Genomic DNA, 12,814 nt, shown 5'->3' on the forward strand with positions numbered 1-12,814 from the left:
TCTCAAGGCGACTTTCTCGCCTTGGCTCCCCAATAAGAACAATCTTCGGAGACCAGCATGAACGTATCGCTCACGCCCAATGAAACCACGGTGCACAAGGTCAAGCTGTTGATCGACGGCGAGTGGGTCGAGTCCCAGTCCAGCGAATGGCACGACATCGTCAACCCGGCGACCCAGCAGGTGCTGGCCAAGGTGCCGTTTGCCACCGCGCAGGAAGTCGACGCGGCGATCAGTGCCGCCCATCGCGCTTTCCAGACCTGGAAGCTGACGCCCATCGGCGCGCGCATGCGCATCATGCTCAAGCTCCAGGCGCTGATTCGCGAACACTCCAAGCGCATTGCCGTGGTGCTCAGCAACGAACAGGGCAAAACCATCGCCGACGCCGAGGGCGATATTTTCCGTGGCCTGGAAGTGGTCGAGCATGCTTGTTCCATCGGTACCCTGCAGATGGGCGAGTTCGCTGAAAACGTCGCCAGCGGTGTCGACACTTACACCCTGCGCCAGCCCATCGGCGTGTGCGCCGGCATCACCCCGTTCAACTTCCCGGCGATGATTCCGCTGTGGATGTTCCCGATGGCCATTGCCTGCGGCAACACCTTCGTGCTCAAGCCGTCGGAACAGGATCCGCTGTCGACCATGCTGCTGGTGGAACTGGCCATCGAGGCCGGTGTTCCGGCCGGTGTGCTCAACGTGGTTCACGGTGGCAAGGACGTGGTGGATGCGCTCTGCACCCACAAGGACATCAAGGCCGTTTCCTTCGTCGGCTCGACGGCGGTCGGCACGCACGTCTACGACCTAGCCGGCAAGCATGGCAAGCGCGTGCAGTCGATGATGGGCGCGAAGAACCACGCCGTGGTGCTGCCGGACGCCAATCGGGAACAAACGCTGAATGCGCTGGTAGGGGCCGGTTTCGGTGCCGCCGGGCAACGCTGCATGGCCACCTCGGTGGTGGTGCTGGTCGGTGCGTCGAAGCAATGGCTGCCAGACCTCAAGGCCCTGGCGCAGAAACTCAAGGTCAATGCCGGCAGTGAACCTGGCACCGACGTCGGGCCGGTAATCTCGAAAAAGGCCAAGGCGCGGATTCTCGACCTGATCGAGAGCGGCATCAAGGAAGGCGCCAAGCTGGAGCTGGATGGCCGCGACATCACCGTTCCCGGTTACGAGCAGGGCAACTTCGTGGGCCCGACCCTGTTCTCCGGGGTGACCACCGACATGCAGATCTACACCCAGGAAATCTTCGGCCCGGTGCTGGTGGTGCTGGAAGTCGACACCCTTGACCAGGCCATCGCCCTGGTCAACGCCAACCCGTTCGGTAACGGCACTGGCCTGTTCACCCAGAGCGGTGCGGCGGCGCGCAAGTTCCAGGCGGAAATCGACGTCGGCCAGGTCGGCATCAACATCCCGATCCCGGTGCCGGTGCCGTTCTTCAGCTTCACCGGCTCGCGCGGTTCCAAGCTCGGCGACCTCGGTCCTTATGGCAAGCAAGTGGTGCAGTTCTACACTCAGACCAAGACGGTCACCAGTCGCTGGTTCGATGACGACAGCGTCAATGACGGCGTGAACACCACCATCAACCTGCGCTAAGGAGCCGGACATGAAAATCGCTTTTATCGGCCTGGGCAACATGGGCGCGCCGATGGCGCGCAACCTGATCAAGGCCGGCCATTCGCTGCGGCTGGTGGACCTGAACAAGGTCGTACTGGCCGAGCTCGAGCAATTGGGCGGCAGCATCAGCGCCACCGCCCGCGAAGCGGCGCAAGGCGCGGAACTGGTGATCACCATGCTGCCTGCTGCCGTGCATGTGCGCAGCGTGTGGCTCGGTGAAGACGGTGTGCTGGCCGGGATCGGCCAAGGCGTGCCGGCGGTGGACTGCAGCACCATCGACCCGCAGACGGCACGTGATGTGGCGGCGGCCGCAGCCAGACAGGGCGTGGCCATGGCCGACGCGCCGGTTTCCGGTGGCACGGGCGGTGCAGCGGCGGGGACGCTGACCTTCATGGTCGGCGCGACGCCGGAGCTGTTCGCGACCCTGCAACCGGTGCTGGCGCAGATGGGCCGCAACATCGTGCATTGCGGTGAAGTCGGCACCGGGCAGATCGCCAAGATCTGCAACAACCTGCTGCTGGGGATTTCCATGGTCGGCGTCAGTGAAGCCATGGCGCTGGGGGATGCGTTGGGCATCGACACGGGCGTGCTGGCCGGCATCATCAACAGCTCCACCGGGCGCTGCTGGAGTTCGGAAATGTACAACCCATGGCCGGGCATCGTCGAAACGGCGCCGGCCTCGCGCGGCTATACCGGTGGTTTTGGTGCCGAGCTGATGCTCAAGGACCTGGGGCTGGCCACGGAAGCGGCGCGTCAGGCGCACCAGCCGGTGGTGCTCGGTGCGGTGGCCCAGCAGTTGTACCAGGCGATGAGCCAGCGAGGGGACGGCGGCAAGGACTTCTCGGCGATCGTTAACAGCTATCGCAAGCCGCAGTAACCGAAATCGGAAAACTGCGGGAGCGAGCCTGCTGGCGATGAGGTCGGCGCATCCATGGGGGTGACTGAGCCGCCGTTATCGCGAGCAGGCTCGCTCCCACATTGGACTCTCACCGCTTGCTCCAACCGTCATTTACCGGGAAATCACGTCGGGTGATTCCCCGGTTTTTTTGCCTCAGGCGAACACGAAATACTTGCGCACGGTTTCCACCACTTCCCAGGTGCCTTTCATCCCCGGCTCGATGACGAAAATATCACCGGCACGCAGATGGATCGGCTCCTTGCCTTCCGGGGTGATGATGCAGTAACCCTCACGGAAGTCGCAGTATTCCCACTTCACATATTCCACGTACCACTTGCCCGGAGTGCAGATCCAGGTGCCCATGATCTTGCTGCCGTCTTCGCTGGTGTAGGCGTTGAGGTTGACGGTGTGCGGATCGCCTTCGAGTTTTTCCCATTTGCAGGCGTCGAGTACGGGCAGCGGGTGGGTGTCGCGAAGAACGGTAATCGGTGAGTTAGCGGTCATGATGACTCCGGACAGGGGAGGGGAAAGCTGAAGACGCATCCTGACCGGCTTGGCCTGCTCCGAGTTGTCTGTGCTCGACATCGAGGTGTCCAGAAACGCGCACTCCCACAGGAATACCGCCACAAAAAAGCCCCGGCATTCAGGGAGTGCCGGGGCTTTGTCTTACGCGGTTACTGGGTGACCGGCAGGTTTCGCTGCCGGGCGATGCGCAACCGGTAGCAAGCGTAGATCAGCAGCACCCACACCGGCATGGCGTACACCGAGGCACGGACTGGCGGAATCATCCAGATGACCCAGATGATCACGGCCATGAACGCCAGGCACAGGTAATTGGTGTAAGGCGACCAGAAGGCCTTGAAGCCCGGCACCACGCCACGCTGGGTCATGGCTTTGCGGAATTTCAGGTGGGTCAGGCTGATCAGCGCCCAATTGATCATCAACGAGGCCACCACCAGGGCGAACAGCAATTCCAGCGCTTCATGCGGTGCAAGGTAATTGACCACCACGGCCAGCAGGGTGATCAGCGCCGACACGCCCAGTGCCAGCAGCGGCACGCCTTGCTTGTTCAGCTTCATCAGCACCTTGGGGGCATCGCCTTGCTCGGCCAGGCCGTAGAGCATGCGGCTGTTGCAGTACACGCCGCTGTTGTAGACCGAGAGCGCGGCAGTGAGCACCACGAAGTTGAGGATCTGCGCGGCGGTGTCGCTGCCGATCAGGGCGAAGATCTGCACGAACGGGCTGCCGCTGTAGGCATCGCCCGAGGCGCCCAGTGTTTCCAACAGTTGGTCCCACGGGTACAGCGACAGCAACACGGTGAGTGCGCCGACGTAGAAGATCAGTACCCGGTAGACCACCTGGTTGATGGCCTTGGGAATGACTTTCCTCGGTTCGCTGGCCTCGGCCGCAGTGATGCCGACCAGTTCCAGGCCACCGAAGGAGAACATGATGAAGGCCATCGCCATCAGCAAACCGTTGGTGCCGTTGGGGAAGAACCCGCCATGGCTCCACAGGTTGCTCACCGACGCTTGCGGGCCGCCGGTGCCACTGAACAGCATGTAGCAGCCCAGGGCGATCATGCCGATGATGGCCACGACCTTGATGATCGCGAACCAGAATTCCATCTCGCCGAAGACTTTGACGTTCAGGCAGTTGATCAGATTGACCAGTAAGAAGAACGCCGCCGCACTGACCCACGTCGGCACCTCCGGCCACCAGAACTGGATGTATTTGCCGACGGCCGTCAGCTCGGCCATGCCCACCAGCACGTACAGCACCCAGTAGTTCCAGCCCGACAGGAAACCGGCGAAGCCGCCCCAGTAATTGTGCGCGAAATGGCTGAACGAGCCGGCCACCGGTTCCTCGACGATCATCTCGCCCAGTTGGCGCATGATCAGGAACGCGATGAAACCGGCAATCGCGTAGCCGAGGATCATCGACGGGCCGGCAGACTTGAGGACGCCGGCGGAGCCCAGGAACAGCCCCGTGCCAATCGCACCGCCCAATGCGATCAGTTGAATGTGTCGATTCTTCAACCCTCGTTTCAGCGTTGCCTGTTGCAAAATTTCATCCGCCATCGCGTTCCCTTCTGGTTGTTGTGGCCAGGCCTGATTGGAAAGCGCAGATCTTACGCCTCGCCGCCTGTTTGTAATACTGATCGGGGTTCAGGGTTTGCGCTGCGCAAGGCCTCGAGCAACGCCTTGGCGTAACCGGGCAGGCCATCGAACGAACGGGCGCAGAGCAACAGTTTTCGCTGCGCCCAGTCTTCCTTCAGGGCAAAACGCTTGAATGGCAGGTCGGCGCCCCGGCGCTGGATCGCCACCTGCGGCACGATGGCCAGGCCCGCACCGCGTGCAACCATGCGCATCACCCCGTCGAAGCCCTCCGCACGGATACGGATCGACAAGCGTGTACCGGCGTGCAACGCCTGCTCCTCGAGGTACACCGCCAGTGCGCTGTTGGCGCTCAGGCCGACGAAATCGTGAGGCAGGGTGTCGCTGAACGTCGGGGTTGTCTGATTGGCCAGGGGATGGTCGGGCGGCATGATCAGCACCAGGGGATCATCGCAAAACGGCTGGGTGTCCAGGCCGTGGGTGTCCACGGCGTCGGAGACGATGCCCAGGTCCGCCGCACCCTGGCGCAGGGCATGGACGATGCGCAGACTGGGCATTTCCTGCAGGTCGATGTCGAGGTTGGGGTGGCGACAGAGGAAGTCCGCCAGCAATTCCGGCAGGTGTTCGGTGATCGCCGTGGTGTTGCACAGCAGGCGCACCTGGCCCTTGACGCCCTGGGCATAGTCGGCCAGGTCCTGTTGCATGCGTTCGGCGTGTTGCAGCAGTAGCCGGGCGTGATGCGCCAGGGCTTTTCCTGCGGGCGTGGGCGTGACACCGCGACGGCCGCGCTCGAGGAAGTCGATGCCCAGCGAGGACTCCATGGCGCGGATCCGCGCGCTCGCCGCCGCCAGCGACAAATGGCTGCGCGCCGCGCCGGCAGTGATGTTGCCGGTGTCGAGGATGTTCAGGTAGAGGCGCAGGTCGGTCAGGTCGAAGTGCATTTTTTGCGGCAGCCTTTGGAGATGTGTTGTCTGGGCGGGCCAAATCGCGAGCAGGCTCGCTCCCACAGTGTTTTGCAGTGTTAATCAACTTGCACTCACACCATAAATCCTTGTGGGAGCGAGCCTGCTCGCGATTGGGCCGGCAGCAACACCCAAGTAGCTAGCCTCTGTCCAGGCAAGAGGCACCCTCAGTATATGGCAGATTTTCATCAGGCCGTTCCGGGCTCAGGATAGGCCCATGAACACACTCCTCGCGTACTACCAGAATCTCGGTCTGGCCCTGTCACTGTTGGTCATCGCCACGTTCCTGCTGGCCGGCATGATCAAGGGCGTGATCGGCCTCGGCCTGCCCACCATTGCCATGGGTTTGCTCGGGCTGGCTATGGCACCGTCGCAGGCAGCGGCGTTGTTGATCATTCCCGCGACGCTGACCAACGTCTGGCAACTGGCCTTCGGCGGGCATTTGCGCGGCCTGCTCAAACGCCTGTGGCCGATGTTGTTGGCGATTTTCATCGGCACGGGCGCCGGCACGCTGTGGATCGGCATGGCCGGTGGGCATTGGGTGGTGCGCGGGTTGGGGGCGGCGTTATTGCTCTATGCGTTGAGCGGCCTGTTCCTGCCGACCCTGCGCGTGGGCCGTGCCACCGAGCGCTGGCTGGGCCCGCTGTGTGGCGTGCTGACCGGCGTGATCACCTCGGCCACCGGCGTTTTCGTGATTCCGGCGGTGCCGTACCTGCAGGCGCTGGGCTTGAGCCGGGATGAACTGGTCCAGGCGCTGGGCCTGTCGTTCACCGTGTCGACCCTTGCACTGGCTACCGGCCTGTTGTGGCGCGATGCCCTGGGCGGCGGCGAGTTGGGGGCATCCGTGCTGGCGCTGATTCCGGCGGTGCTGGGCATGTGGCTGGGCCAATGGCTGCGCCAGCGGATCAGCGCGCCCCTGTTCAAGCGGGCATTTTTCATCGGCCTGGGGGTACTCGGCGGCCACTTGCTGATCAGCGGGTAGCGGACGACGGGCTGAGCATGTCGATGGCGCGGATCTCGAAATCCCGTTCCAGGTATTGCTCACGCTGGTCGAGGAACTGCTTCATGTGCGGCAGGTTCGAGTGTACGTCGAGGTGCGCCTGGGATTGCCAGATCTCGAAGAAGATAAACAACGTCGGGTCCTGCTTGTCGCGCAGCATGTGGTACTCGATGCAGCCAGGCTCGGCGCGACTGGCCTCCACATAACCGCGGAAGAACGCTTCGAAGGCGTCGGATTTTTCCGGGCGGGTCTTGGCGTGCAGGATAAAACCTTGCATTTCACTCATCAAACGTCTCCTCGAGTTCGGAATTTGCGCCAAGTCTATGGCAACAATCCGCTATCGATTCGTGCGTATTGGTCAAATGAGTTTTGTGAGCCCGGGGCTTATTCCGCGCGAGGCCGGTCGTTAATCTGCCGCCATTGCATTTTTGACCCTTCCGAGAGATTTCATGAAAAGAGTCCTGTTGCTCAATGGCGGTAAAAAGTTCGCTCACTCCGATGGCCGCTACAACGCCACCCTGCATGAAACGGCGCTGAGCGTGCTGGATCGCGGTGGCGTCGACGTGAAGACCACCTTCATCGACGAGGGTTACGACATCGCCGAGGAGGTGGCCAAGTTCCTCTGGGCCGACGTGATCATTTATCAGATGCCGGGCTGGTGGATGGGCGCGCCATGGACCGTGAAAAAGTACATCGATGAAGTGTTCACCGAAGGCCATGGCAGCCTCTACGCCAGTGACGGTCGCACCCGTTCCGATGCGTCGCAGAAGTACGGCAGCGGCGGTCTGGTGCAGGGCAAGCAATACATGTTGTCGCTGACCTGGAACGCGCCGCAGCAAGCGTTCGACGACCCGACCGACTTCTTCGAAGGCAAGGGCGTGGACGCCGTGTACTTCCCGTTCCACAAGGCCAACCAGTTCCTCGGCATGAACGGTTTGCCGACGTTCCTCTGCGTCGACGTGATGAAACGTCCGAATATCGAGGCCGATGTCGCACGTTACGAGCAGCATTTGACCGAGGTGTTCGGTCTCAAGGCTTGAGGTTCCTTTTGCCCCTCATCCAGTTACTATCAGGCCAGTCTTGAATGAGGGGCCTATGTGAAAGCCAGATCCGATGAATTGCAGATTTTCGTCTGCGTGATTGAGTGTGGTTCGATCTCGGCGGCAGCCGAGCAGGTCGGGCAAACGCCATCGGCGGTCAGTCGTACCCTGTCGCGGCTGGAGGCCAAGCTCGATACCACACTGATCAACCGCACCACGCGGCGCATGGACCTGACCGAGGAGGGCAAGTATTTCTTCGAGCACGCCAAGCTGATTCTCGATCAGATGGATGAGCTCGAAGAACGCCTGTCCTCACGCCAGCAGACCCCGTCCGGGCGTTTGCGGATCAACGCCGCCTCGCCTTTCATGCTGCACGCCATCGTGCCGTACATCGACGAGTTCCGCCGGCTCTATCCCGACATCCAGCTGGAACTCAACAGCAACGACCTGATCATTGACCTGCTGGAACAAAGCACCGACATCGCCATTCGCATCGGCGCTCTGGCCGACTCGACCCTGCACGCCCGCTCACTGGGTTGCAGCCCGTTGCACATCGTCGCCAGCCCGGCTTACCTCGAACGACACGGCACGCCGAGTGGGGTGGAGGACCTGGGTGGACATGCGCTGCTCGGCTTCACCCACAACGAAGGCCTCAACCAGTGGCCGTTGCGTCATGTGCATGGCGATCGTTGGCCGATCCAGGCGTCGATCAGCGCCTCCAGCGGCGAGACGATCCGCCACCTCGCCCTCGAAGGCCAGGGCATTGCCAGCCTGTCGCATTTCATGACCATCGACGACATCCGCGCCGGGCGCCTGAAAGTGCTGTTGGCGGACTTCAACAGTGGTTATCGCCAGCCGATCAACGCGGTGTACTACCGCAACTCGCAACTGGCGTTGCGCATTCAATGTTTCCTGGACTTCATCCAGGGCAAGCTGGCGCTTTATGCCAGTTCGGATTTCAAGGACTGATTCGTGATCCCTGCGCAAGATTGAATTGGGCCAATGGGGATTTTTCGTCCGTAACGTCGCCGGGATACTGGTGACATCAATGACTGACGCAGGGAGATTCCCCATGAATGTTTTCGTCACCGGCGCGGCCGGTTTCATCGGCGGTTCCATCGCCACCGGCCTGATCCGCGCCGGCCACACCGTCACCGGCCTGGTGCGCAGCAGCGAGCAGGCCCATGAGTTGCGTGCCCTGGGCATCACTGCGGTGATCGGCACCCTCGACGACAGCGCACTCCTGGCGCAACAGGCCCGTGCAGCCGACGCGGTGATCAACGCCGCCAGCAGCGACCATCTCGGCGCGGTGCAAGCCTTGCTCGACGCCTTGCGCGGTTCGCAAAAAGTCTTCCTCCACACCAGCGGTTCGAGCATTGTCGGCGATGCGTCGGGCGGCCAGGCCAGTGATGCGATCTACTACGAGGACACACTGCCGGAACCGACGGTGGACAAGGCGGCGCGGGTGGCCATCGATAACCTGATCCTCGCGGCGGCAAAAGACGGCGTGAACTCGGCGGTGATCTGCAACACGCTGATCTACGGCCACAGCCTGGGGGTCAAACGCGACAGCGTGCAACTGCCGCGCCTGCTGAAACAGGCGCGCAAAAGCGGGGTGGTGCGCCATGTCGGCAGCGGTCGCAATATCTGGTCCAACGTGCACATTGAAGACGTGGTGGCGCTGTACCTGCTGGCGCTGACGAAGAACGTACCAGGCACCTTCTACTTCGTGGAAAGCGGTGAAGCGTCGTTCATCGAGATGACCACGGCGATCGCCCAAGCCTTGAACCTGGGTGAGGCCCAAGACTGGCCGTTGCAGGACGCCGAGGCCGAGTGGGGCTATGAAATGGCCAACTACGGCCTGGGCTCCAACAGCCGGGTGCGTGGCAAGCATGCGCGCGAGTTGCTGGGCTGGGTGCCCAAGCGCACGTCGGTGGTGGAGTGGATTCGCGACGAAATGATGTGAGTTCGCTGTAGACCGCGTCGCTGCCATCGCCGGCAAGCCGGTCTCGCTCCCACAGGATCCGGGTAAGCTGGGCCAATGTGGGAGCGAGACTGGCTTGCCGGCGATGCGCTTTCAATGTCCCCGAAGCTGGCCGGGCCGCCGTCAATTCCGTAACATCCGCACATTCCTTTCGCGACACCTGCATGCGGTCCCCCATGAAACTCAAAAATCTTCGCGCCGATGTCCTGGCCGGACTCACCACGTCTTTTGCCCTGCTGCCCGAATGCATCGCCTTTGCGCTGGTCGCGCATCTCAACCCACTGATGGGCCTGTACGGCGCCTTCATCATCTGCACCCTGACGGCGCTGTTCGGCGGACGGCCGGGGATGGTGTCCGGCGCGGCGGGTTCGATGGCGGTGGTGATCGTCGCGCTGGTGGTGCAGCACGGTGTGCAATACCTGCTCGCCACGGTACTGCTGGGCGGCCTGGTCATGCTCGCGTTCGGGCTGCTGAAGCTGGGCAAGCTGGTGCGGATGGTGCCGCACCCGGTGATGCTCGGTTTCGTCAATGGCCTGGCGATCATCATCGCCCTGGCCCAGCTCGAACATTTCAAGAACGGTGACGCGTGGCTCACGGGGACGCCGCTGTACCTGATGGCGGGGCTGGTGGCGCTGACGATGGCAATCGTCTATGTGTTGCCGCGCCTGACGCGTGCCGTGCCGCCGGCGCTGGTGGCGATTCTCGGCGTCGGGCTGGCGGTGTACCTGCTGGGGCTGCCGACGCGCACGCTGGGCGACATGGCGCACATCGCTGGCGGCTTGCCGACGCTGGCGTGGCCGGAGATTCCGTGGACGCTCGAGACCCTGCGCATCATCGCTCCCTACGCGATCCTGATGGCGCTGGTCGGCTTGCTGGAAACCCTGCTGACCCTGAACCTGACCGACGAAATCACCGAGACCCGCGGCTTCCCGGACCGCGAGTGCGTAGCGCTGGGGGCGGCGAACATGGTCTCCGGCGTGTTTGGCGGCATGGGGGGCTGCGCGATGATCGGCCAAACCGTGATCAACCTCAGTTCCGGCGGTCGCGGTCGGTTGTCCGGCGTGGTGGCGGGCGTGCTGATTCTGTTGTTCATCCTGTTCCTGTCGCCACTGATCGAACGCATTCCGTTGGCCGCGCTGGTGGGGGTGATGTTCGTGGTGTCGCAGCAGACCTTCGCCTGGGCCTCGCTGCGGGTGGTGAACAAAGTGCCGTTGAATGATGTGCTGGTGATCGTCGCGGTCACGGTGATTACCGTGTTCACCGACCTGGCCACGGCCGTGCTGTGCGGGATCGTCATCGCCGCGCTGAATTTTGCCTGGCAGCAGGCGCGCGAGCTGTACGCCGACAGCCACCTCGAAGCCGACGGCAGCAAGCTGTACCTGTTGCATGGCACGCTGTTCTTCGCCTCGACCACGCCGTTTCTCAATCAGTTCGACCCCGCCAACGACCCGGCGGTGGTGACGATCGACTGCCGCCACCTGAGTTTCGTCGACTACTCGGCCATCGCCGCACTCAAGACCCTGCGCGAGCGCTACGCCAAGGCCGGCAAGCACCTGCGGGTGCTGCATTTGTCCGAGCGCTGCAAGAAGCTGCTCAAGCGCGCGCGGGTCAATCACGATTGAGGCGATCCCGGCCCGGTGGTTAACCCTGTGGGAGCGAGCCTGCTCGCTCCCACAGGGGGCGGTGGTACAGGATGAAAATCCGCCAGCCGGATTTTCATAACCCGCCACCGCGCATGTCCCTGAGCGACAACCCTTACCCCTGCACGAAAATTACTTTCACCTCGTTTGAAAGTCGCGTTTCGAAATGTTTTAAGAGTTTCACAAAACCTTCGACGTGACCCTTTCGAGGAGTACCGCATGACCCTGTCCTTCGGCTATTGGCTGCTGGTGTATGCCGCCATCGCGATCATTGCGCTGATCGTGCTGATCGCCCGTTATCGACTCAATCCCTTCATTGTCATCACCCTGGTTTCGATCGGCCTGGCGCTGGTCGCGGGCATGCCGGCGTCCGGCGTGGTCGGCGCGTACGAGGCAGGTGTCGGCAAGACGTTGGGGCACATTGCCCTGGTGGTGGCGCTGGGGACCATGCTGGGCAAGATGATGGCCGAGTCCGGTGGCGCCGAGCAGGTGGCGCGGACCCTGATCGACCGGTTCGGCGAGCGCAACGCGCACTGGGCGATGGTCTGCATCGCCTTCCTGGTCGGGTTGCCGTTGTTCTTCGAGGTCGGTTTCGTGTTGCTGGTGCCGATCGCCTTCACCGTGGCGCGACGGGTCGGTGTGTCGATCCTGATGGTCGGTTTGCCGATGGTCGCCGGGTTGTCGGTGGTCCATGCGCTGGTGCCGCCGCACCCGGCGGCGATGCTGGCAGTGCAGGCCTATCAGGCGTCGGTGGGGCAGACGTTGCTCTACGCGATTGTCATCGGCATCCCCACGGCGATCATCGCCGGTCCCGTGTACGCGCGGTTCATCGTGCCGCGCATCCAACTGCCGGCGCAGAATCCACTGGAGCGCCAATTTCTTGATCGCGAACCGCGCGCCCGGCTGCCCGGCTTCGGGGTCACCATGGCGACGATTCTGTTGCCGGTGGTGCTGATGCTCATCGGTGGCTGGGCCAACCTCATTTCCACCCCGGGCAGCGGTTTCAATCAGTTCCTGCTGTTCATCGGCAACTCGGTGATCGCGTTGCTGCTGGCCACGTTGCTGAGCTTCTGGACCTTGGGCATCGCCCAGGGCTTTAGCCGCGAATCGATCCTCAAGTTCACCAGCGAGTGCCTGGCGCCGACCGCCAGCATCACCTTGCTGGTGGGGGCCGGCGGTGGTTTGAACCGGATTCTGGTGGACGCGGGCGTCACCGATCAGATTGTCAGCCTGGCCCATCAATTCCACCTGTCGCCGCTGATCATGGGCTGGCTGTTCGCGGCGTTGATGCGCATCGCCACGGGCTCGGCGACGGTGGCCATGACCACTGCATCGGGGGTGGTCGCACCGGTGGCCATCGGCCTGGGTTACCCGCATCCGGAACTGCTGGTGCTGGCGACCGGCGCCGGTTCGGTGATTTTTTCCCACGTCAACGACGGTGGCTTCTGGTTGATCAAGGAATACTTCAACATGAGCGTGGCCCAGACCTTCAAGACCTGGACCGTGCTGGAGACCATCATTTCGCTGGTCGCCTTCGGTCTGACCGTGGGGCTTTCCTACCTGATTTAACC

The 12,814-nt window shown here is 62.7% G+C and carries 12 protein-coding genes; 8 read left to right on the plus strand and 4 right to left on the minus strand.

What is annotated here, in order from left to right; all coding sequences use genetic code 11:
• Positions 1 to 57: 57 nt before the first annotated feature.
• Together IB249_RS28170 and mmsB are read left to right on the plus strand one after the other, a co-directional pair.
• Positions 58 to 1,584, plus strand: a complete 1,527-nt coding sequence (locus IB249_RS28170; protein WP_192309401.1) for a CoA-acylating methylmalonate-semialdehyde dehydrogenase — start codon at positions 58 to 60, stop codon at positions 1,582 to 1,584.
• Between the two features lie 10 nt (positions 1,585 to 1,594).
• Complete coding sequence (mmsB, locus tag IB249_RS28175; protein ID WP_192309403.1) at positions 1,595 to 2,482, plus strand: 3-hydroxyisobutyrate dehydrogenase; 888 nt, start codon at positions 1,595 to 1,597, stop codon at positions 2,480 to 2,482.
• A gap of 174 nt (positions 2,483 to 2,656) precedes the next feature.
• Here the strand turns inward: mmsB and IB249_RS28180 are convergent, their stop codons facing one another.
• The 3 genes from IB249_RS28180 to IB249_RS28190 form a co-directional block, all read right to left on the minus strand.
• Positions 2,657 to 3,007 carry a cupin domain-containing protein gene (locus IB249_RS28180; protein WP_192309405.1) on the minus strand — a complete coding sequence of 117 codons (351 nt, stop codon included), beginning with the start codon at positions 3,005 to 3,007 and terminating at the stop codon, positions 2,657 to 2,659.
• A 170-nt stretch (positions 3,008 to 3,177) separates the two neighbouring features.
• Positions 3,178 to 4,581, minus strand: a complete 1,404-nt coding sequence (locus IB249_RS28185; RefSeq protein ID WP_192309407.1) for an amino acid permease — start codon at positions 4,579 to 4,581, stop codon at positions 3,178 to 3,180.
• Between the two features lie 50 nt (positions 4,582 to 4,631).
• Positions 4,632 to 5,558: a LysR substrate-binding domain-containing protein gene (locus IB249_RS28190; RefSeq protein WP_192309409.1), complete on the minus strand. Its 927-nt coding sequence runs from the start codon at positions 5,556 to 5,558 to the stop codon at positions 4,632 to 4,634.
• Between the two features lie 238 nt (positions 5,559 to 5,796).
• Here IB249_RS28190 and IB249_RS28195 point away from each other — a divergent pair, with 238 nt between their 5' ends.
• Positions 5,797 to 6,561 carry a sulfite exporter TauE/SafE family protein gene (locus IB249_RS28195; protein WP_192309411.1) on the plus strand — a complete coding sequence of 255 codons (765 nt, stop codon included), beginning with the start codon at positions 5,797 to 5,799 and terminating at the stop codon, positions 6,559 to 6,561.
• On the opposite strand, the gene IB249_RS28200 is transcribed toward IB249_RS28195, so the two are convergent.
• A complete protein-coding gene (locus IB249_RS28200; protein WP_192309413.1) occupies positions 6,551 to 6,865 on the minus strand; it encodes a putative quinol monooxygenase in 315 nt (104 codons plus the stop codon). The two genes, IB249_RS28195 and IB249_RS28200, sit on opposite strands and share 11 nt — an antisense overlap.
• 163 nt (positions 6,866 to 7,028) lie before the next feature.
• Between IB249_RS28200 and IB249_RS28205 the strand changes: the two genes are divergently transcribed.
• From IB249_RS28205 to IB249_RS28225, 5 genes are all read left to right on the plus strand, one after another.
• Positions 7,029 to 7,619 carry an NAD(P)H-dependent oxidoreductase gene (locus IB249_RS28205; protein ID WP_192309415.1) on the plus strand — a complete coding sequence of 197 codons (591 nt, stop codon included), beginning with the start codon at positions 7,029 to 7,031 and terminating at the stop codon, positions 7,617 to 7,619.
• Between the two features lie 57 nt (positions 7,620 to 7,676).
• Positions 7,677 to 8,588 carry a LysR family transcriptional regulator gene (locus IB249_RS28210; protein WP_192309417.1) on the plus strand — a complete coding sequence of 304 codons (912 nt, stop codon included), beginning with the start codon at positions 7,677 to 7,679 and terminating at the stop codon, positions 8,586 to 8,588.
• A gap of 103 nt (positions 8,589 to 8,691) precedes the next feature.
• On the plus strand, positions 8,692 to 9,585 hold the full coding sequence (locus tag IB249_RS28215) for an NAD-dependent epimerase/dehydratase family protein (RefSeq protein ID WP_192309419.1): 894 nt from the start codon (positions 8,692 to 8,694) through the stop codon (positions 9,583 to 9,585).
• Between the two features lie 194 nt (positions 9,586 to 9,779).
• On the plus strand, positions 9,780 to 11,225 hold the full coding sequence (locus IB249_RS28220) for a SulP family inorganic anion transporter (RefSeq protein ID WP_192309421.1): 1,446 nt from the start codon (positions 9,780 to 9,782) through the stop codon (positions 11,223 to 11,225).
• 237 nt (positions 11,226 to 11,462) lie between these two features.
• Positions 11,463 to 12,812: a gluconate:H+ symporter gene (locus IB249_RS28225; protein WP_192309423.1), complete on the plus strand. Its 1,350-nt coding sequence runs from the start codon at positions 11,463 to 11,465 to the stop codon at positions 12,810 to 12,812.
• Positions 12,813 to 12,814: the final 2 nt, after the last annotated feature.

Origin of the sequence: Pseudomonas sp. PDM04, assembly GCF_014851765.1 — a bacterium.
Classification (GTDB): Bacteria; Pseudomonadota; Gammaproteobacteria; order Pseudomonadales; family Pseudomonadaceae; genus Aquipseudomonas.

Excerpts from the sequence above, each read along its gene's own strand:
- IB249_RS28170 (WP_192309401.1), top strand. The coding sequence starts at position 58 with ATGAACGTATCGCTCACGCCCAATGAAACCACGGTGCACAAGGTCAAG.
- mmsB (WP_192309403.1), top strand. The coding sequence starts at position 1,595 with ATGAAAATCGCTTTTATCGGCCTGGGCAACATGGGCGCGCCGATGGCG.
- IB249_RS28180 (WP_192309405.1), bottom strand. The coding sequence starts at position 3,007 with ATGACCGCTAACTCACCGATTACCGTTCTTCGCGACACCCACCCGCTG.
- IB249_RS28185 (WP_192309407.1), bottom strand. The coding sequence starts at position 4,581 with ATGGCGGATGAAATTTTGCAACAGGCAACGCTGAAACGAGGGTTGAAG.
- IB249_RS28190 (WP_192309409.1), bottom strand. The coding sequence starts at position 5,558 with ATGCACTTCGACCTGACCGACCTGCGCCTCTACCTGAACATCCTCGAC.
- IB249_RS28195 (WP_192309411.1), top strand. The coding sequence starts at position 5,797 with ATGAACACACTCCTCGCGTACTACCAGAATCTCGGTCTGGCCCTGTCA.
- IB249_RS28200 (WP_192309413.1), bottom strand. The coding sequence starts at position 6,865 with ATGAGTGAAATGCAAGGTTTTATCCTGCACGCCAAGACCCGCCCGGAA.
- IB249_RS28205 (WP_192309415.1), top strand. The coding sequence starts at position 7,029 with ATGAAAAGAGTCCTGTTGCTCAATGGCGGTAAAAAGTTCGCTCACTCC.
- IB249_RS28215 (WP_192309419.1), top strand. The coding sequence starts at position 8,692 with ATGAATGTTTTCGTCACCGGCGCGGCCGGTTTCATCGGCGGTTCCATC.
- IB249_RS28220 (WP_192309421.1), top strand. The coding sequence starts at position 9,780 with ATGAAACTCAAAAATCTTCGCGCCGATGTCCTGGCCGGACTCACCACG.
- IB249_RS28225 (WP_192309423.1), top strand. The coding sequence starts at position 11,463 with ATGACCCTGTCCTTCGGCTATTGGCTGCTGGTGTATGCCGCCATCGCG.